We start from the raw sequence: 18765 nt of genomic DNA on the forward strand, positions 1-18765 counted from the left end.
CGGGCGGCCAGTCCTTTCAAGCCGCACCATCAGGCCGGCAAGAGCGATGCAGCCTCACCCGCCCCACCCGGGGTCACAGCACAACGTAACAACACGAAGTAACTGCACCTACGAACTTAAGGACCGTGTGATGGGATCGCGGAGCAAGATCGAATGGACCGATTCGACGTGGCCGGTGGTCACCGGATGCACCGCCCTGTCGGCCGGGTGCGACAACTGCTACGCCGCCAACCATGCGCGCCGCTTCGCCGGAACCAAGGCCTGGCCCAACGGCTTTGACGTCACGCTGTGGCCGGAGCGGCTCGATCAGCCGATGCGGTGGCGGGCGCCGCGCAAGGTGTTCGTCTGCTCCACCGCAGACCTTTTCCACGACAAGGTCCCCGATGAGTACATCGCGCACGTGTTCGCAGTGATGCAGAGCTGCGCCACGCATACGTTCCAAGTTCTGACCAAGCGGCACGGCCGGATGCGTGCCCTACTCAACAGCGCCGCGTTCTGGTCGGCTGTGACCGACTTCGGCGAGCACGTCATGGCGCAGCGGCCCTCGCGCGAGCAGTACTTGCCCAATCATGGCCAGCAGCACGGGTTTCTGCCGAATGTGTGGCTCGGTGTGAGCGTGGAGAACCAGCACTGGGCCGACATCCGGATCCCTGCGCTGCTGGACACTCCGGCCGCGGTGCGCTACCTGTCGCTGGAGCCATTGCTCGAACCAGTCGAGCTGCGTCGCGCTCTGCGCAAATGGGTTCCGCCGCAGGATCATCCGGCCTGGGACGGGCAACGTCTGCGGGTGCGGGAGGTGCTGCACTGGGTCATCGCCGGCGGCGAATCCGGGCCGCGAGCCCGTCCCTTGCACCCGGACTGGGTGCGGGCCGTGCGCGACGACTGCGTCGCGGCGGGCATCGCGTTTCACTTCAAGCAGTTCGGCGAGTACCTGCCCGTAGCAGTCACCGATGACGAGGACTTCGCGTTCGGCCGCGCCTACGACCATCCCTTAGGCGGGCGCATGTCGCCGACGGTGCGTGTCAAGGCCGCGGGCGCGGCGACGATGCGCGGAGCCACCACGCGGCTGCTCGAACCCGGCGAGCGGACCCGCAATACGGTGCTGCTCGACCGCAACACCATCGCGGTGCGGGTCGGGAAGCGTCGTGCCGGGCGGACCCTCGACGGGCGGATCTGGGATCAGTACCCGCAGAGCGTGACGGAAACCGCGCTCACCGCCGGTACTAGCCAGGTAGAGGCATCCACCACTCTTCTGGAGGCGCAGTCATGATCACCGAGGCGCTCAGCAACGCCGAACGCTCACAACGCGGGCTGTACTACCAGCCCGAGCCGATGACGCCGGTGACCATGACGGTCGGGCAGCGGGTCAAGCTCGACCACGAACGGCAGTTGTGGACGGTGCGGGGCGTGGCCGGTGAGGACGTCGCGGTGCTCACGCGCCAAGCGCCGTTTCGGCGCCGCGGCGCTTTGGAGTACACGGTGCTCGATTGGCGGGCAGGGGTGCGCGGGCCGGTCAACGTGATCGGACAAGGTTGGGACGTCGACACCGACGAACAGTGTCAGCAATTGGCCGACCTGGTGCGTGCAGGGAAATGGTCTGTGACAGTGCGTAACTGGCTCCCGATCGACGTCACCGAAGTGAGGTAGGACGGCGATGACGGTTACCCGTGACTCCTCGGCGATGAGGGCAAGCGAGCTGCTCTGTCGGCTGCGCCGGCACTACATCGAACCTTCGCGGCGGCTGCCGGGTGGGATCTTCGTGCCCGAGGTCGGGATGAACGGTGGCTATGGCGCCGGGCGCCGCTGCGACGCGGTGTACGTCGGATTCACCACCACCAGTGGGCGGCAGTTGATCGGTCATGAGATCAAGGTGTCGCGGTCGGACTGGGTTGCTGAGCTGGGTCGCAAGAACGGTAAGGCCGACGCCTGGGCCGACCAGTGCGATCAGTGGTGGCTGGTCGTGTCGGACCCGGGCATCGTGCGCGACGGTGAATTGCCCGAAGGTTGGGGACTGATGTCGCCGGGGCGCTCAGTGACCCGCATGACCGTGCACCAGGCCGCCGCCCCTAAGGCCGATCACCAGCCGTCCTGGGATGCGGTGCGGTCAGTGTTTGCGCGCTACGACACCCTGCGTGCGGAGGCCTTGGACGCCGAGAAGGTGGCGGCGCGTGCCGCGGCCCAGCAGAAGGCCAATGACGAAGCCGCCGCGGCGTTGGCGCGGCGCATCGCCGCGCTGCCTGATGTGACCGAGTTGCAGCAGCAGCTGGCACTCGTCCGTGAGGCGCTGGGTGCGCCGATCGACTGGACGTCGGCGAACAAGCCGCCGCGGCCGGGAGCGATCGGGCTGCAGGCCCTACGGGAGATCGCCGGGCTGGTCGCTGCCCACGGGGATCTCGCTCGAGTGGCTCACCGCATCACCGAGGGTTATGCGAATCCTGCCGCGGCCGCGCACAAGGCGGTCGCCGACCTGTCGGCCGCGCTCGACGGTGTGACCGCCGCCGCAGCCGCGCTGCGCGAACAAGGTTGTGCCACAGCGCATGTCGAGGCGTCAGCGTAGAGGGGAAGGGGTGGCGGTCGTGGTCGAGATTGCTCAGGGACCGCGGTGTCGCGATGTCAACCTCACGATGGACGACGGTGTGGTCCTGGCGGTGCGCGACCTTGGCGGGCCCGACGCGGTGCACACCGTGGTGTTCCTGCATGGGTTGTGCCTGTCGCAGGTGTGCTGGGCGCGCCAAATCGACTACCTGGTGGATCGTTACGGGCCCGCGGTGCGGATCATCAGCTACGACCACCGCGGGCATGGCCGCTCCGGGCAAGCGCCGATGCGCAGTTATCGGATCGAGCGGTTGGCCGAGGATCTGGCCGCCGTGCTGGCCGGGTTGCAGGTCTCAGGGTCGGTGACCTTGGTGGGTCATTCCATGGGCGGGATGGCCGCGCTGGGCTATCTCGGGCTGGACCGCCGGCCGGTCGAACCGGCGGGGTTGGTGCTTGTTGCCACCGCGGCCGGCAAGCTGTGTCACCGCGGGCTGGGACGGATGTTGAGGACACCGGCGACCGCAGCGCTGTTCGGTGTCGTCGACCGGGCTCCGCAGATCGCGCTCACGGCGATGGTCGGTCCGCTGTGTTCGGCTCTGGGCCGCTGTCGGCGCCCGGCGTCGGCGGTGACGGTGGCCGCGGTGGCTGCGGATGCGTTGGCGGCGGTGTCGGTGGCCACCGCCGTGGGGTTCCTGCCGGCGCTTCGTGACTACGACCAGTACCCGATGCTGGCCACCATCCGGGCCCGCACGGTCGTGCTCAGCGGTGGGGCCGATCCGTTGACTCCGGCGGCGCACGGCCGGGACCTCGCGGCGGCGATCCCGGGTGCCGAGCACGTCGAGATTCCGGCGGCGGGCCACATGCTTCCGCTGGAGGCGCCACAGGTCGTGCATCAGGCCATCCGGAGGGCGATCGCCATCGATACCTCCAGTTGCGGCGTCGACCGGCGGGCCGCGGTGCCGGTGCTGGCCGGGGTGGCGTCATGACCGTCTACATCGACGACGCCCGGATCCCGGCGCGGGTCGGGCGACACGACACCACGTGGTCGCACCTGTTCGCCGACACCCAGGAGGAGTTGCACGCCTTCGCGGCGCGGCTTGGGTTGCGGCGCAGCTGGTTTCAAGACCCGGTCAAGACTGGTAAACCCAGGGCGCGGTCAGGAAGCCGGGCCGCGCAGAACTGGCACTACGACGTGACTGAGGGCAAGCGCCGCCAGGCGGTCGCGCTCGGTGCGGTCGAGGTGGGCTGGCGCGACGCCGTGGCCATCATCGACGCCGCTACCGCGCCGAGTTGGAGACCGGTGTGCAGGAGACCCTGGTGTGAGCGTCGCCGACCTGCACGGCAGCAGCTGCGCGTGGCGTTCGAGGCGTGGCGCGATGGGCTGGTGTCGCCGCGGGCGATCACCGCGGCCCTGGACATGCGGGCGCTCTACGGTCCTGAGGTCGACCGCGCCTGCGGGGTGGAGGAGCCTGCGGTCGATCAGTGGGAAGCCGCACAGCTGTATCCGAGCTGGGAGCAACTGCAGGCGTTGGCGCGGCTCACCGGTTTCGCGGTCGACTTCTTCACCCGCGCCCATGACGTCGAGGTCGCCGGCGGATTCCTGTGCGAGCGCAGTGGCCGTGGGCGCGGGTGTCGTCAGTTGTCGGCGCCGCGGGGACCGAAGCAGTTCTCCCGAGAGGTGGTCGCGGCGACCGCGGGGACTCGCTGGCACGTCGTCACGCTGTTCTGACCGGCATGAATGACACGTCCCCGGGGTGGGTCGCGCCGACGGTCACCGCTTGGGGGGAGTTAATGCGGGTCAACGGATACGGGAGAGATCAAACATGTCAATCGACTCGGTGCTCGCTGGGCACGGCGACCCCATTGTGCTGGTGGCGCTGGGTGCCATTGGGATGGTCGTCGCCCTCGCGCTGTTGCGATTCGTTCGACGCGTCCGGCGGATGATCTGGACTGCGGCAGTATTGGCAGCAGCCAGCGGCGCCGGTGCCAGCGGCAGCTGGGCCGTCCTCGACGCGTTGAAAATCTGGCACTAAGAGCACCAAGGGGAGTCGCATGGATGGCAACTGGTTCGCCCGTGGCAGCGGCGGCCCGGGTGGCGCTGAAAGCCCGAGGTTGCCGATTGGGCACTGCGGCGCCGGCGCCCCGGCCGTGGCCGGTGCGTCGTTTCACTGCCGCCAAAGAAGGTCGACGTCCCAACTGGGAAGACATCGTCGAGGTGCTCGACGGAGATGGCGACCGCCTGTTTCGAGATATTGAAGACGCCCACGACCAGGCCCTGTGGCTTGTCACCGAGCAGTGGGTCGACGTCAAGGCCGCAGGACTCAAGCCCGGTGCACGAGCCAAAAGCGCGTGGAGGCATAGCCAGGCGCGCCGTGCCCACAAGAGCGACATCGACGCCGCCGCGCAAATTGCTGAAGCGGCAGACGCAGCTCGCTGAGCGGCGGTAGGCCCCTCGCGCCGAGAGTGGCACAGCGGGCCAGGGGACGTGGCATCGCCGCTGCTAGGAGGCGCGTTGTGGGCCAATTCTGAGATGAGGTGACGGAAAACGCGCTGTGCGTCGGTACTTCATAGGTGTACCTGCCAGAGACACCTGAAGGAGGCGCAACGGTGTGCCGATCGACCCAACATGGTGGCCGGCGTTGCCCCGGCTGCGGAAGCTATGGCGCCGCGGCCAAAGCGAACGGCAATCGACGGCTGGGCAGGCTGGCCCGCAAGAAAGTGGTCGATCACCTCACCGAGCAAGGCTTGGTCGCCACCGCCAAGGCGATCCTGGCCGCACCCCCGAGCGTCCTACCGGAATTCATGAAGGCGATGGGCATCGAGGAATCGGTGCTCGGTGACACCCCGATGCCCAGCACCCACTCCAACCCACCCTCGGCGGGGCTGCTGATCGCTGCTGCCAAGGCCGAGCAGGACGCACTGGCCGGCCCGCAGATCTCCCCGGAGGAGCACGCCCTGGAGCAAGCGCAGGAGGCGCTCGCCGCGGCGGAGAAGGCCGTCGACGACGGCCGCAAGGCCGTGCAGCGGGCCCAGGCGCGCCGCCGCAAGCTGGTCAAGGAGTTGGGCTCGGCAGAAGGGGACTCGCTGACGAGCGAGCAGCTCGCGCAGCTCGCGCAAGCCGGTGAGGAGATCGACGCGGCCAAGGCGGCCTATGAGCAGGCCAAGCTCGCAGTCCCGTTGGCAGCCGATGACGTGGTGGCCGCGAAGTACGGGGTGGCCACCACTCTGCCGGCGGAGGAGCGCGACGAGTACTGCGCCAATCTCAGCGGCGAGGACGTCGAGGCGTTGGCGCGGTCGTTGAACCGGTCGGTGGTGGCCGAGGCGGCCGGGGCGCTGGATGCGGGGCCGCAGCCGGCGCTGTTGGCCGGGGCGGTGCGCGACACCTCGATTTACATTCCGGGCAAGTTCCTGATGGAGACCGGATCCGGCGCGGTCGAGGTCGAGGGACGTCTGCTCGACGGCGGCACGGCGATCCACCGCCGAGGATCTGGTGACTTCCTGATCTTGCAGAAGCGCGACGGGGTGTATCACGGTGTGGCCGCTGCCGGGGGGAAGTCCGCCGCGCTGAATAAGGCCAGCCGCATTCCAATGCTGGCTGAGCTGCCGGCGCTTCCCGAAGGTGCCAGCGACACCGAGGTTCAAGCCCACCACATCAAGTCTCAGGTGTTGATGCAGCTGGCAGGGCAGGCCGCAGAACATCATTGGAGCGGCGAGCAGCATCAAAGCTTCATTGACGACCGGATGGGCGAGGCCCGCGACAAGCTGGTCGAGGCCGTGGGCGCTGGGCCGGTGCGCGCCGACATCTACGACGCGACCAAGCGGCACAAGAAGGTTGTGCGCGAGAAGGCGGCCGTGGCTGCCGGGGAGGCGGCCCGTGCTGAGGCGCTGGCTGCCGGCAAGGGGGCCGCGGCCGCGCAGGAGGCCTACGTCGCTGCGCATCGCCGGGCGCTGGGCACGCTGACGCGCGGCGGCGGGGTCATCCCGCACTTCGACCACAAGATCCCGCCGGACAGCCTCGGCGTGGAAAAGCACAAGGCGTTGTGGCGCAGCGGGATTCGGGCGTGGGGCAAGGAGACGGTCGACGACTATGCGGTGATCGCCCAGCGGGTGGGCAACCTCAAGGCGTGGGGATTCTCCATGAGCGGGCCGGGGGTCAAGACGTCGAGCATCAGCGAGCTGACGGCGGCGAACGCGGCGTTCGTGCAGAAGTCGCTCGACAGCAAGGAGCGGTCGGCGTTGACGACCTACACCGGTGGCAGTTATACCGCGATTAACGCGGCGATCTGCGGGCGTGACGGTGCGACGCCGTCGGGGTCGATTAAGACGGTGGTCTCGGGGATCGAGTCGGCGTTCGACAAGTTCCGCGAGCACAACCCGAACATGTCGCCGATGACGGTGGTGCGGGGGACCAAGGTGCCCAGCGGGTGGAAGGGAACGCCGGCTGAGTACATCGACGCGGTGTTCAGCGTCGGTGCGCGCATGGAGGTGGGGAAGGTGACTAGCACGACCACCAGGCAGTCCACGGCCTCAGCGTTCGCCGGGCATCCGCCCTACTACATGGTGGTGCGCACCCGAGAGGGGTTGCCGGTCAAGAGCATCTCCAACTTCTCCGGGGAGGACGAGGTGATTCTGCCGATGGGCTCGCAGCTGCGGTGCGTGCACGTCGAGCACAACGGGATCGCCGGTAAGCCGACGGTCTACCTAGTGGGCGAGGATCTGGTCGCCGAGGCTGAAGACAGCGGCGTCGGTGGCTGGAAGAAGGCCGGCTGATGAACCGGCGGCACGTCTCGGCGCTGAGCAGCGGGAATAGCATGTCCCCACGCGGCGTTGGCCGGCGGCGGATGGGTGCAGGAAGGGGCTGACATGGCGTTGACCAGAGCGCAGATTGACGAGATTCAGCAGCGGCTGGACGAAGGCATGACCCCGGAGGCGATCGCCGACTCCCTCGGCAGATTGGCCGACCTCGACGAACTGGACATCGTGACAATCAGGTCCACTGCCTATGACTTGGTCAACGGGGAGCCCGTCCGCGCGGTCGACGATTAGCTGTGCTCGCGACGGACGTGGGGACGTGTCATCGGCCCTGCTCAGAAGGGGTGCGGTGAGCGAGTGATGCGCCAGAAGCCAGGGTTGATCGTCTGTGCCAGCTCGGCGAGGTCGTCGACGAACGCCTCCGCGTCGGAAGCCCTCGACGCGGATAGTCAGGTAGTCGTTGCCACCACGAATGGACGTGGTGGCGGCGCCGGGGCGCGGGGTCCACGCCGCGGCGGTCAGCGTATTGACGCGGGCCAGGTCGTCGTCGGTTTCAGGATCGCCGGTTGCAACCGACAGGTAGCGGACTCCGCGGGTGAGGTCTTCGGCTTCGGCCACCAGTGAGGCGACCGCCAGCCGCTCGAGCAGGCCGGTGCGCTCGTCAGCGGCCACGCTGTTCAGGTGTGTGTCCTCGTGTGGGTCTGTCATCGGCTTTCTCACCTCCGGTGGCGGTCGGTTCGTTGAAATCTTGCCCGGCGCGGCGGCCGAAAAGGATGTGCCGCGCCGAGGCTGAATGCACTTTCCCCCATCGCTGTCATGACTGCCGAAAACTTGTAGCGACGGTCTATTTAGGGGCGGTGACGTGCCGATATAACTCGAAGCAGCGATGCGGCACGGCATTAAAAAACTTACCAAGGGTGGTGAAGTTTCCGAATGTGGGTTAATCTGGCCGTGCCAAAGACACCTTCACTGGAAGGGAAACCATGCTTCGTCGTACTCCGGCCTTACCGATTGCGGAGGCCTTCTGATGTGCCGATCCCTCAAGGACGGAACTCGTCGCCGCTGCCCGAGTTGCACCAGCTATCCGGCCGCCGCCCGCGCCAACGGCAACCGCCGACAGGGCCGCCTCGCCCGGCGCAAGGTCGTCGACCACCTCAACGGCATCGGCCTGACGAAGACCGCCAACGCTGTCTTGGCCGCCCCGCCCAGCATGCTGGCGCCGTTCCTGGCGGCACTAGACATCGATCCGGCGATCCTCGGCGATGTTCCGTTGCCAGGCACCGGGCCCAGGGGCAGTGACGCCGCGGCGCTGATCCAGCAAGCCACATCCGAACGGGCACAACAGCATCAGCGTGCACAGGCCACCGCCGCGGCAGCCTCGACGGCGGCCGCGCCGCAGCGGGCGCGCCGCGCCGCTGCGGTCCCGGTCCACGCCGGTGCGGCCGCCAGGCTAGCGCGGGCCCTGGCCAACCGACGCGGCGCCGGTGCGCCCCGCCGGCCCGGTGCCGCACCGGCAGCGGCCAACGTGCCGAATTGCCGAACCAACATCGGCGTCATCTCCGCGTGGGAGAACCGCGCTGAGGAGGTCTTCGCCGCCGGCGGCAACAAGACCCAGTGCCGGGTTGCCTGCGCGGAAGCCGAGATGCTGTGCAAGGGCTGCCCGTTGATGGAGTCCTGCGCTCAAGAAGCCAAGGCAAGCCACTACACCGGGATCGCCGGCGGCCGCATTTTCGTCAACGGTCGGCACCGGTTGACCCCGTCGAGCCCAACTAGGATCGTCGCATAACTGCACGTCTACGGCGTGCAGTTATCAGTTGGGGCGTAGAGGGGCTGGGTAGCGTGACAGCAGGGGTCGGACTGAAACCACTCGACGTGTTCGTGCTGGGGTTGAGGTACCTGCGTAACAGTCAGACCGCTGAGGCCCGCGAGGCGTTTCGCCAAGCCGTGCAGGCCGATCCCTCGATGTGCGACGCCTGGCTGGGCAGGGTGGCCACGGGTGAAAAGGCCCTCGACGTCGCCGCCGGCGCCTACCAGTCGGTGTCCAACCTGGGGGCCGCGCTCAAGACCGCGCAGATGACCGTCGCGGACTTGAACGTCGTCACGTCGATGACCCTCGGATCGTTCGCCCTGGGCATGCCGACCCACACCCGTATCCACGTGGCGATCGCCTACGCCGCGGCCCTGGCCGAGGCGCAGCCCCCGCAGCTGGCCAGAGCCGACGAGGTCATCACTCGAGAAGCGCGCCTACCGAACGTCTCCACGCTGGACTTGGACCTGCTGGACTACGTGCGGTTGGGTCTTCTGGGTCTGGCGCGGCGCTGGCCCGACGTGCTGAGCTTTGAGGGCAAGCAGCAATGGCGCTCCCAAGACAACGTTGAATTCGTCAAGCTGCTCAACGCCGGCATGCTGGTGTGGAAGGTGTGGGCGCTGGTCGGCACAGGCAATCCCGCCGAAGCCCAGCGGTACGCCGAAAGTGGTTTGAACACCGGCGGATTGCCTAACGAGGTCCACGCCAAGCTGCGGTTGGGTCGCGGCTACGCGCTGCGCGCCCAAGGGCAGCGCGATGAGGCCATGCAGGCGTTCAAGGAGCTGCAGGCCTGGATGAACCTGCCCGAGGTCCAGGAGGCCATCGACGATCCGGAGAAGACGGTCGAGATCGTCACCGCGTCCTCACTGGCGACGCGGTCGGACCCGTGGGATCCGGAGTCGGGGAGCTCGGCGGCGACGCTGGAGGTGGAAGCCCGCGAGAAGAGACGTGAAAGCGTGCGCGCCGACGCGATGACGTTGCTGGACAAGCAAATCGGCATGAACGCGGTCAAGGAACAGATCCGCCGGCTGGAAGCCAAGGCGATGATGGATCAGAAGCGCGCCGAGATGGGCATCGCCAAAAAGGACGTCGGCGCGGCTTACATCTTCACCGGTCCGCCGGGCACCGGTAAGACCACGATGGCGCGCATCCTGGCGCAGCTGCTATTCGGGCTCGGGGTGATCGCCCGCCCTGAGGTGGTGGAGGCCTCACGCCCTCAGCTGGTCGATCAGTACCTCGGCAAGACCGCTCAGAAGACCAACGCCGTCATCGATAAGGCGTTGGGGGGCTTGCTGTTCATCGACGAGGCGTACTCGCTGTATCAGAAGGGGTATTCCGATGGCGACGCCTACGGTCAAGAAGCCGTGGACACGCTGCTGGCCCGGCTGGAGAACGAACGTAAGACCGAGGATCCCAACAAAAAGCTGGTGACGGTGATCGCCGGCTACGACGCCGACATCGACCGGTTCCTCACCATGAACGAGGGTCTGGCATCACGATTCACCTCCCGGATTCACTTCGAGTCCTACACACCGGAGGACCTAGTGAAGATCGCCGACCTGATGGCCAGCTCCGAGTCGGCGCTGTACTCCTCGGCTGCGCAGGAGCTGTTGTTGTGCAACCTTCAGCGGTTGGCGGCCATGATGGTCGACGACGTCGATTCCAGCGGCAACCCGCGCGTGGTGTCGGGCATCGACAAGGCCGGCAACGCGCGCTTTGTGCGCAATGTGACCGAGAAGGCCACCGAAATCCGGGACTACCGGCTGACATCGGCCGCCGGAATCGACCTGTCGAAGCAAGCTCTGGTCACCATCGAGGACAGCGACGTCGCCGAGGCGTTCCGCGAAGTCTGCTCCACCCAAGGAGTTCCGTTCTATGAATAGTCGGGAGATCAGCCGTGGCTGAACTGGAAGGCCCCGAGCAGCGGCGCCGCCGCGGCTTCCGGCTCACGGCGAAATACCAAGTCAGCGGGTGGCGGTTCCTCTACCGCCGGCTCCAGCATGCGCTGGTGCGCCGCGACACCCGCATGATCGACGACCCGCAGCGCGCGCAAGCCTCGCCGCTGGCGCTCGGACTTGGGCTCGGCGTAGTGGTGTGCATCGGCGCGGTGGTGTGGGGATTGTTCTCCCCGGCCGGGCAGGTCAAGGACGCCAAGATTGTCGCCAACAAGGACACCGGGGCGCTCTACATCCGCGTCGGTGATCGCCTGGACCCAGTGACCAACCTGACGTCGGCGCGGCTAATCATCGGACAGCCAGACAACCCGGTCAAAGCCAGCGCAGCCGAGATCGACAAGTATCCGCGTGGATCCCTGGTGGGTATTCCCGGGGCTCCCAACGACATTCGGGATGCACAGGACTCGTCGTCGATCTGGACGGTATGCGACACCACCATGACTGGTGCGGCGGTGCCGCTGGACCCGGTTTCTGGTCTGCCGACCACGGCCCGATCGCCGGTCACTACCACCGCCATCGGGGGGGCGCTGACCAAGGGCCCGGACACCAAGACGATGGGCGGCAACCAAGCGCGGCTGGTCGGCTACGACAACCGCACATGGCTGATCTACTCGCGGCCCGACGGGGTGGTGGTGCGCTCGACGGTCAACATCACCGACCCCATCGTCGCCGATGCCCTCGGCCTCAAGGGCAGCGACCTGGTGCTGCCGATCTCGCAGGGGTTGTTCAACGCCATTCCCGCTGAGCCGCCGCTTGTGGCCCCGGCCATCGCCGGCGTCGGCGAGCATCCGGGGTTCGCGCCGGACAAGCCGCTGACGGTGGGCACCATCTTGACCGCGCGGGACCTGGCCGGTCACAAGACCTACTACGCCACCTTGGCCGACGGGGTGCAGGAGGTCAGCCTGACCGCCGCGACGATGATCCGGGCGGCCAACCCGCAGGTCAGTACCGCTCCGGTCGAGGTCGGCCCCGACGCGTTGGCGGCGTTTCCGAAGTCCACCCAGCTGGCGGTCTCGTTCTACCCCATAGACGCGGTGCATCTCGTCGACGCCGACAACGAGCCCGTCACCTGCTGGTCGTGGTCGCATTTCGGTGCGGACCCCACCTCGCGCACCGAGGTGATCACTGGTCGGACGTTGCCGCTGACCCCCGCACAAGTCAAGGCGCTGGTGCCGATGGTCTCAGCCGCGTCGTCGCAGGGGATGACCGCCGACCAGGTGTACATGCCCGCGACGACGGGCCGCTTCGTCCAAGTGACCGGCGCGGCAACGGATTCGCGCCTGCGGGAGTCCTACTTCTGGATCGCCGACACCGGTGTGCGGTTCGGTCTGGACACCTCCGACAGGGAATCCGGCGACGTCACGCTGACATCACTGAAGCTGCGCTACCCCGTGCCGGCCCCCTGGGTAGTGGTGTCGCTGTTCGCGCCGGGCCCGACGCTGTCCCAGAAGGATGCGCTGATCCGCCATGACGGTGTACCACCCAACTCAACCGTGGCTGGGCTGGACAAGAAGGAAGTCAAATAGATGTCGCGCAGCCCGCGCCCTGGCCGGGGGCTTTCGATGAGGGATCAGCACGTGGTCTCGGTTAGGACGAGGTGAGCTAGGTGCGTATCAGCTTCAACAGGCCGTTCACACCGGTCAAACCGCCACGAATCTCCCGTGACGAGGTTGAGGTGCCGGCGCCCAAGGAGATTGAGGAAGGCGAGCCGGCATCGAAGATCCGCACCATCGGAATGCCGCTGATGATGCTGGTCGTGCTGGCCGGCATGGTCGCGCTGATGCTGCGCTCGGGGCGCTTCAACCCCATGATGGTCATGTTCCCGATCCTGATGTTGGCCGGTATGGGCGGCTTGATGACCGGCCATAGCGGTGGGGGCACCTCGCGCGCCCAGCTGCTGGCCGACCGCAAGGCGCAGACCCGCGGCCTGGGAGTCACCCGCGAGAAGGTGTTCGACCGCGGTCTGAGCATGCACGAAGGCCTCCAGCACGCCTTCCCCGATCCGGTCATGCTGCCCAGTCTTATTGGCACGGAACGGATGTGGGAAGTGACGCCCACCAACGACGGATACACCGCGCTGCGATACGGGCTCGGCGAGGTGGAATTGGCGGCGCGGATCGTGGCACCAGAAGCGCCGCCCGGGGAATTCCTGGAGCCGGTCGGCTGGGTGCAGACCGTTCGTTTCCTTCGGCACCATTCCACGGTGTCATCGATGCCTTTGGCGTTGGCGACCGCCCGGTTCCCGATCATCGGGTTCACCGGGGACCGGGAGGTGGCCTTGGGCATGCTGCGGGCGATGCTGCTGCACGCTGCGGTCACTCACGGCCCGGACAACCTGGCGATGGTCCTGCTCACCGACGACCCCGACGGCCCGCAGTGGTCATGGATGAAATGGCTTCCCCATACCCAACATCCGCTGAAGATCGACCGTCTCGGTAGTGCGCGGATGATGTACTCGGACTGGTCGACGTTGACAGCCAATGTCGGTGGCAAGGACGAGGACGACCCGGCCAAGATCATCGACTTCACGCTGAACTTCGACCCCCACGTCGAGTTCACCAACGACAAGTACCGGCACGTCCTGGTGGTCGTGGACTCGACGGTGACCGACAAGCTGATCGACTCGGTCATCGCGCCGCGCGCCGCGGTGACCTGGTTGATGGTCAATCCGCCAGACAATGCCCTGACCTCGAGTGAGGGCATCGTGCTGCGCTGCGACGCCGACCGCACGGTGTGGCGCACCGAGGCCGACAAACCACTGGCCGAGCCGACCAAAGTCGCGGTGGCCGACCAGGTTTCGCTGACCGACGCACGCACGATCGCGCGGCAGTTGGCCAAGTACGAGGTGGCGTCGTTGACCAGCCTTGGGCGGCAGGCCAAGCAATCCGAACGCGGCCGTGACTGGGCGACGCTCATGCGGGTGCGGGACCCGGGAGCATTGGACCCGATTGAGACCTGGAGCGCAATCAGCCGCTACGGCGACAAACGCCGTCTGCGCATCCCGATCGGGTTCCTGTCCAACGGCGACCGGCTCGATCTGGACCTCAAGCAGGTCGCCGAGGGCGGTACCGGTCCGCACGGGCAGCTGCTGGGGGCTACCGGCTCGGGTAAGTCGGAATTCCTGCGTAATCTGGTGATCAATGCGTGCGTGTCGCATTCGCCGAGCATGCTCAACATGCTGCTGGTCGACTTCAAGGGCGGCCCGACGTTCCTGGGTATGGGCGATCTGCCGCACGTGACCGCGGTCATCACCAACATGGAGCAAGAAGCTCACCTGGTGGCCCGCATGGCCGAGATGATCGACGGTGAGATCGCCCGCCGGTTCGACGTCCTGCGCGGCGCCGACGAGCTCAGTACCCGCAACGACGTCAAAGACATTCGCGATTACGAGCAGCTGCGCGAGCGCGGTGTCGACCTGCCGCCGCTGCCGTCGCTGTTCGTGATCATCGACGAGTTCACCGAGTTGCTCGCGGCCCACCCCGATTTCGGACCGTTATTCCAGCGAATTGGCCGCGTCGGGCGCTCATTGGGGATCTACCTGTTGTTCGCGTCGCAGAACCTCGACCTGTCGGGTCGGACTAGCGGCCTGGAGTCAAACTTGTGGTACAAGATCGGTTTGAAGACCGGAACTCCGCAGGAATCGCGTGCGCTGCTGGACAGCTCGGATGCGGCCTACCGCCTTCCTGGCACTCCGGGACACGGCATCTTGCTGGGCAAGGGCGGTGACCGGGCCGGGGAACTGACGCAGTTCTACGCCGGCTTCACCGGTGCGGCGTACTTCCCGCCGGCCTCCGAAGCCATCGTCGAGCGCACCCAAACCCGTTCGGAAGAAGGCGGATTCGTCGGGCCACAGGCGTTCACGGCGATCGAGGCGCCGCTTCCCACAAGCGAGGATGACTCGGTCGAAGTGGTCAGCGAACTCGAACACACCGAAGAGGAACTCGAGAACGCACCGACCATCTTCACCACCGTGGTCGACCGCCTGCGCTCGGCGGACTTCCCTCCGCCGTACCGGATGTGGCTGCCGCCGCTGGAGGTCAAGACCCTCGATCAGGCCGATGCCACGCTGCAGCACTGGACGGTGCCGGCCAACACTGCGCTACCCAAGCTCAAGGTGCCCATGGGCTTGTTCGACAACCCGGTCAAGCACTCTCAGCCGCTGTGGACCGTTGACACCACCGATCAGAACGTGTTGATCATCGGCGGCGCCCAGACGGGCAAGTCGACGGCGATCAAGACCCTGGCGTGCTCGCTGGCGCTGCACAACACCCCTGAGCAAGTGCAGATGTACTTGGTGGATTACGCCGGTGGCGGATTGGGCCCGCTGGCCGACCTTCCCCACGTCGGCGGGGTGGCCAGCCGTTCTGAGCCCGACGCCATCAACCGGATGCTGTCCCAGGTGCGCACGCTGATCAGCGATCGTGAGCGGCTGTTCCGCGAGCACAAGATCGGCACGATGGCCGACTACCGCCAGCTGCGGACCAACCCCGAGTATCCGCTTCTCAACGAGGACCGTTACGGCGACGTCTACATCATGATCGACGGCTGGGACGCCGCCGTGGCCGAAGGGCAGGTGCTGCAGTTCCGCGGTCCCGAGGTCGAATCACTGATCGTCGGCGCGCTCAACTACGGGGTGCACCTGGTGCTGTCCACCGCGCGGGTGGTGGAGATGCGTGGTATCGAACCGCACATGAAGAGCATCATCGAGCTGCATTCCGATACGGAGTACTCCCGGATCAGCAACGCGCTGGCCAAGAAGCGACGCACGGCGCCCGGACACGTGCTGGCGTCGGGATCGGAGCTGCAAGGCCTGGTCGCCCTGCCGCGTATCGACGGCATCGACGACCCGAGTACAACCAACGTCGGCATGACCGCGCTGGTGGGCCAGATCGCCGAGCAGTTTGCTGCCAGCTCGGCCGAACGGCTGCGGACCCTGCCGACATCGCTAACCTACGAACAACTCGCGGTCATGGTCGCCGAGGCCGACCACAAGTCGGTCGAGCGCGAAGGACGCTGGGACCCGCGGCGGCGCCTGCGCATCGCCTTCGGCATCCAAGAGGAGCGTCTCACCCCGGCCTACGCCGAGATGTGGCGCGAACCGCACCTGCTCATCGCAGGCAACGCCAAGTCGGGCAAAAGCGAGGCCATCGGGGCGGTCTACGACAGCATCACCCGGCGGTTCCCCGGTGGCGTCGAGGAGGCCGCTGTCATTTTCATCGACCCCCGACGCCGGCACCTGGGCAAGATCAGCGACAACAACCTGTTCGCCTACGTCACTAACGACGACGAGCTGCGGGAATCGGTGATGAGGTTGTGGGAGCGCTTCAGGATCGACCAGCGCGACCTGCCGCCCAACGTCGACGCCGAGACCCGCGCTGCGAGGTCGTGGTGGACGGGGCCGGAGATCTTCTTTGTCGTCGACGACTACCACCTGTTCGCCAACACGCGGAACATGGGCGAGCAGCCGGCGTTCTTCAAGCTGCACGACACCATGGCCCACGAACCGTTGGCCCGGGGTATGCACTTCGTGCTCGCCCGGGCGGCCGAAGAGCTGTTCATGGCGATCAACCGGGACCCCATCCTGCGCCGCATGATCGGCGACGCCGTGCCGACGGTGATGCTGTCGGGGAACAAGTTCGACGGGCAGATCGGTGACGAAAAGTTCGAAAACTTCGGGATACCCGGACGGGCCCGCTACGTCGAGGCCGGATTCGCGCGTAAGGGCCGGATCCAGTGCGCCTGGTCGGGGATCCGTTACAGCGAAGACGACACCCTAAGGGACTGAGGTCAGAGGCGCTGGGGAATGCCCGGAGCAGGAAAAAGCGCGACACTTGCCCGCCGGGGTGGCGATATGCTAGTGACGAGTTTTACCATCACAGGTAACATTACCGCCAGATCGTTATCCACGGCTCGAGGGGAATGAGGTTTGCTAGTGATCACCAACGTCGTATCACCGGTCATGCTGGCGAGCGTTGCTGATGTCGCCAGCAACGTGGCGGCCACCGCCGGCATCATCGACGGCGGCGCCCCGGTCATCATGGCGCCGGCACCGGCCGGGACCGATGAAGCGTCCGCGTTGGCCACCGTCAACACCAGCGCACATTCAGCGGATCTGCTCGGCACCGCGGCGGCGGGGTTCCTGGAGCTGGCGCGCTTGGCTGGCACTCTGGGCGTGACCGACGCCAACTACTCGATGGTCGACGACGCCAACGCGACGCAGTTCCTGTAACCGGGAAACCGCATCACACGACCATGACTGACCGACAGCGGCGGGGGACCGGGATCGACGCAGCGTCGATGCCGGTGCGGTCCGCGTCGGATTTGGCCGGCGAAGAGGGAACTCGCTGATGGTGTACGGACCCCCCGAAGTGATCACCGGGCGCCTCATGTCCGGTGCCGGCGCTGGCCCTATGACCGCCGCCTCCGCCGAGTTCGCCGCGGCCGCCACCGCCTACGAGATCTCCATCGACCGGCTCACCGCGATGCTGGCGTATCTGGTGGCGTCGTGGCAGGGCGAGGCGGCGATGGCTATGCAGCGCACCGTGGTGCGGTTCATCATGGTCAACCGGATGCTGCAGGCGCAGATCCTCACCTCCGCAGCACGCACCGAAGCGCAGGCCGTGGCCTTCACCGAGGCTTACACCACGATGGCCCAAATGGTCGAAATCGTGGAGAACCGGGTCACCACCGCGGTTCTGTATGCCACCAACTTCCTTGGTATGAACACCATTCCCATCGGCGTTAGGGAAGGCCAGTACCAGGAGATGTGGATGCAGGACGTGGCCGTGCAAACCAACTACCTGGCTCAGACGGTCGCCAACACCACGTTTGACCCGTTCGCCAAGCTGCCGCCGCTGACCGGCATCACGAGCTTCCCGCCGCTGATCACTCAAGCGATCAATGCCGCCATGGCCGCCACCGATCGCGTACAGCTGCAGGCCATCAAGGCGCAGAACACTGCCGCGGTCCTCAAGGGCAAGATGGGCAGCCTTGTCTCCATGGCCACGTGGATGGCCCAACGCTCCGCCGATGGCGCCCAGAAAGCCGAAGCTCAGGCCGCGGTCGCCCGATTCCGTGAGAACGGCGCCCAACGTGACGCCGACCGGACGACCGAGCAGAACATGGGCGAGCAACTGGTCCAGCAGATTCCCCAACAGGTCGCTTCGGGAGTCCAGCAGGGCATGCAGGTTCCGCAACAGGTTGGCCAGCAGGTTCAGCAAGTCGGTCAGCAGTTCGGGTCGCAGATCAGCAACTTGATGAATCAGGTGTCACCCGAGCACCGCCTGGACAACCCCGGCTTCTTCGACACCCATCCCTCGTCTCCGACACTGGACCGGCTGGCCGGCAGCACCGGGGGTGGCGGGCTCACCGCAGCCATCCGCGTGCCCAGCCTCGCTGGATTGTCGGGCGCCTCAACGGGTTTCCGCTTCCCGAGTGGATGGGACGGCCCCCTTCCTGGGGCGGCGCCACCGTCGGCGCCGACCTCACCCGGTGGCGCCCCGGCGCTGCGCGCTGGCGGCTCGGGCATGCCGATGCACGGGCCCCGCCGCCGCGACGAGGATAAGGCTGCCACCGTCAAACGCCCTGACACCGAACTCATTCCGATCTGGGGCCACAGTCCCGACGAACAGGAAACGGTGTCGGCGGGTGCTCTCGTCGCCGAGAGGCACACCGATAACCAGGAGGCCAGCTGATGGCAGCGGGTCACCTCACTAA

At 66.8% G+C, this 18765-nt stretch carries 15 protein-coding genes; 14 read left to right on the top strand and 1 reads right to left on the bottom strand.

Features of this window, described 5'->3' with window-relative positions:
* Positions 1-130: 130 nt before the first annotated feature.
* From H7I87_RS03115 to H7I87_RS03150, 8 genes are all read left to right on the top strand, one after another.
* Positions 131-1270: a DUF5131 family protein gene (locus H7I87_RS03115; protein WP_083071512.1), complete on the top strand. Its 1140-nt coding sequence runs from the start codon at positions 131-133 to the stop codon at positions 1268-1270.
* Positions 1267-1647, top strand: a complete 381-nt coding sequence (locus H7I87_RS03120; protein WP_083071513.1) for a hypothetical protein — start codon at positions 1267-1269, stop codon at positions 1645-1647. The genes H7I87_RS03115 and H7I87_RS03120 overlap by 4 nt, the downstream gene beginning before the upstream one ends.
* Positions 1648-1654: 7 nt before the next feature.
* Positions 1655-2557: a hypothetical protein gene (locus H7I87_RS03125; protein WP_083071514.1), complete on the top strand. Its 903-nt coding sequence runs from the start codon at positions 1655-1657 to the stop codon at positions 2555-2557.
* Positions 2558-2624: 67 nt separating this feature from the next.
* Complete coding sequence (locus tag H7I87_RS03130) at positions 2625-3521, top strand: alpha/beta fold hydrolase (RefSeq protein WP_244179129.1); 897 nt, start codon at positions 2625-2627, stop codon at positions 3519-3521.
* Entirely contained in the window at positions 3518-4264 is a 747-nt protein-coding gene (locus tag H7I87_RS03135) for a DUF4031 domain-containing protein (protein WP_090417675.1), read from the top strand. The genes H7I87_RS03130 and H7I87_RS03135 overlap by 4 nt, the downstream gene beginning before the upstream one ends.
* Positions 4265-4358: 94 nt before the next feature.
* Complete coding sequence (locus H7I87_RS03140) at positions 4359-4568, top strand: hypothetical protein (RefSeq protein WP_083071517.1); 210 nt, start codon at positions 4359-4361, stop codon at positions 4566-4568.
* Positions 4569-4591: 23 nt separating this feature from the next.
* The gene (locus tag H7I87_RS03145; RefSeq protein ID WP_139800133.1) at positions 4592-4972 is read left to right on the top strand and encodes a hypothetical protein; all 381 of its coding nucleotides are present in this window, start codon (positions 4592-4594) and stop codon (positions 4970-4972) included.
* 170 nt (positions 4973-5142) lie between these two features.
* The gene (locus tag H7I87_RS03150) at positions 5143-7305 is read left to right on the top strand and encodes an ADP-ribosyltransferase (RefSeq protein WP_083071519.1); all 2163 of its coding nucleotides are present in this window, start codon (positions 5143-5145) and stop codon (positions 7303-7305) included.
* On the opposite strand, the gene H7I87_RS03155 is transcribed toward H7I87_RS03150, so the two are convergent.
* Complete coding sequence (locus tag H7I87_RS03155; protein ID WP_158084978.1) at positions 7237-7959, bottom strand: hypothetical protein; 723 nt, start codon at positions 7957-7959, stop codon at positions 7237-7239. The two genes, H7I87_RS03150 and H7I87_RS03155, sit on opposite strands and share 69 nt — an antisense overlap.
* A 355-nt stretch (positions 7960-8314) precedes the next feature.
* Here H7I87_RS03155 and H7I87_RS03160 point away from each other — a divergent pair, with 355 nt between their 5' ends.
* The 6 genes from H7I87_RS03160 (at position 8315) to H7I87_RS03185 (ending at position 18743) form a co-directional block, all read left to right on the top strand.
* On the top strand, positions 8315-9073 hold the full coding sequence (locus H7I87_RS03160) for a hypothetical protein (protein ID WP_083071520.1): 759 nt from the start codon (positions 8315-8317) through the stop codon (positions 9071-9073).
* Positions 9074-9126: 53 nt separating this feature from the next.
* Positions 9127-10977 (top strand): AAA family ATPase, encoded by a 1851-nt coding sequence (locus tag H7I87_RS28925; protein ID WP_139800134.1) that lies wholly within the window; start codon positions 9127-9129, stop codon positions 10975-10977.
* A 14-nt stretch (positions 10978-10991) separates the two neighbouring features.
* Positions 10992-12575, top strand: coding sequence for a type VII secretion protein EccB (eccB, locus tag H7I87_RS03170; protein ID WP_158084984.1), 1584 nt, complete (start codon positions 10992-10994; stop codon positions 12573-12575).
* An 80-nt stretch (positions 12576-12655) separates the two neighbouring features.
* Entirely contained in the window at positions 12656-16834 is a 4179-nt protein-coding gene (gene eccCa / locus H7I87_RS28930) for a type VII secretion protein EccCa (RefSeq protein ID WP_023900794.1), read from the top strand.
* 147 nt (positions 16835-16981) lie between these two features.
* Positions 16982-17278 carry a PE domain-containing protein gene (locus tag H7I87_RS03180; RefSeq protein WP_023900795.1) on the top strand — a complete coding sequence of 99 codons (297 nt, stop codon included), beginning with the start codon at positions 16982-16984 and terminating at the stop codon, positions 17276-17278.
* 118 nt (positions 17279-17396) lie between these two features.
* Positions 17397-18743 carry a PPE family protein gene (locus tag H7I87_RS03185; protein WP_083071523.1) on the top strand — a complete coding sequence of 449 codons (1347 nt, stop codon included), beginning with the start codon at positions 17397-17399 and terminating at the stop codon, positions 18741-18743.
* Positions 18744-18765: the final 22 nt, after the last annotated feature.

The organism is Mycobacterium timonense (assembly GCF_025821985.1).
GTDB classification, from domain to species: domain Bacteria; phylum Actinomycetota; class Actinomycetes; order Mycobacteriales; family Mycobacteriaceae; genus Mycobacterium; species Mycobacterium avium.

What these genes read in the sequence shown, in the direction of transcription:
- H7I87_RS03145 (WP_139800133.1), top strand. Translation starts at nt 4,592, where the DNA reads ATGGCAACTGGTTCGCCCGTGGCAGCGGCGGCCCGGGTGGCGCTGAAA.
- H7I87_RS03140 (WP_083071517.1), top strand. Translation starts at nt 4,359, where the DNA reads ATGTCAATCGACTCGGTGCTCGCTGGGCACGGCGACCCCATTGTGCTG.
- H7I87_RS03125 (WP_083071514.1), top strand. Translation starts at nt 1,655, where the DNA reads ATGACGGTTACCCGTGACTCCTCGGCGATGAGGGCAAGCGAGCTGCTC.
- H7I87_RS03130 (WP_244179129.1), top strand. Translation starts at nt 2,625, where the DNA reads ATGGACGACGGTGTGGTCCTGGCGGTGCGCGACCTTGGCGGGCCCGAC.
- H7I87_RS03160 (WP_083071520.1), top strand. Translation starts at nt 8,315, where the DNA reads ATGTGCCGATCCCTCAAGGACGGAACTCGTCGCCGCTGCCCGAGTTGC.
- H7I87_RS03135 (WP_090417675.1), top strand. Translation starts at nt 3,518, where the DNA reads ATGACCGTCTACATCGACGACGCCCGGATCCCGGCGCGGGTCGGGCGA.
- H7I87_RS03185 (WP_083071523.1), top strand. Translation starts at nt 17,397, where the DNA reads ATGGTGTACGGACCCCCCGAAGTGATCACCGGGCGCCTCATGTCCGGT.
- H7I87_RS03120 (WP_083071513.1), top strand. Translation starts at nt 1,267, where the DNA reads ATGATCACCGAGGCGCTCAGCAACGCCGAACGCTCACAACGCGGGCTG.
- H7I87_RS03115 (WP_083071512.1), top strand. Translation starts at nt 131, where the DNA reads ATGGGATCGCGGAGCAAGATCGAATGGACCGATTCGACGTGGCCGGTG.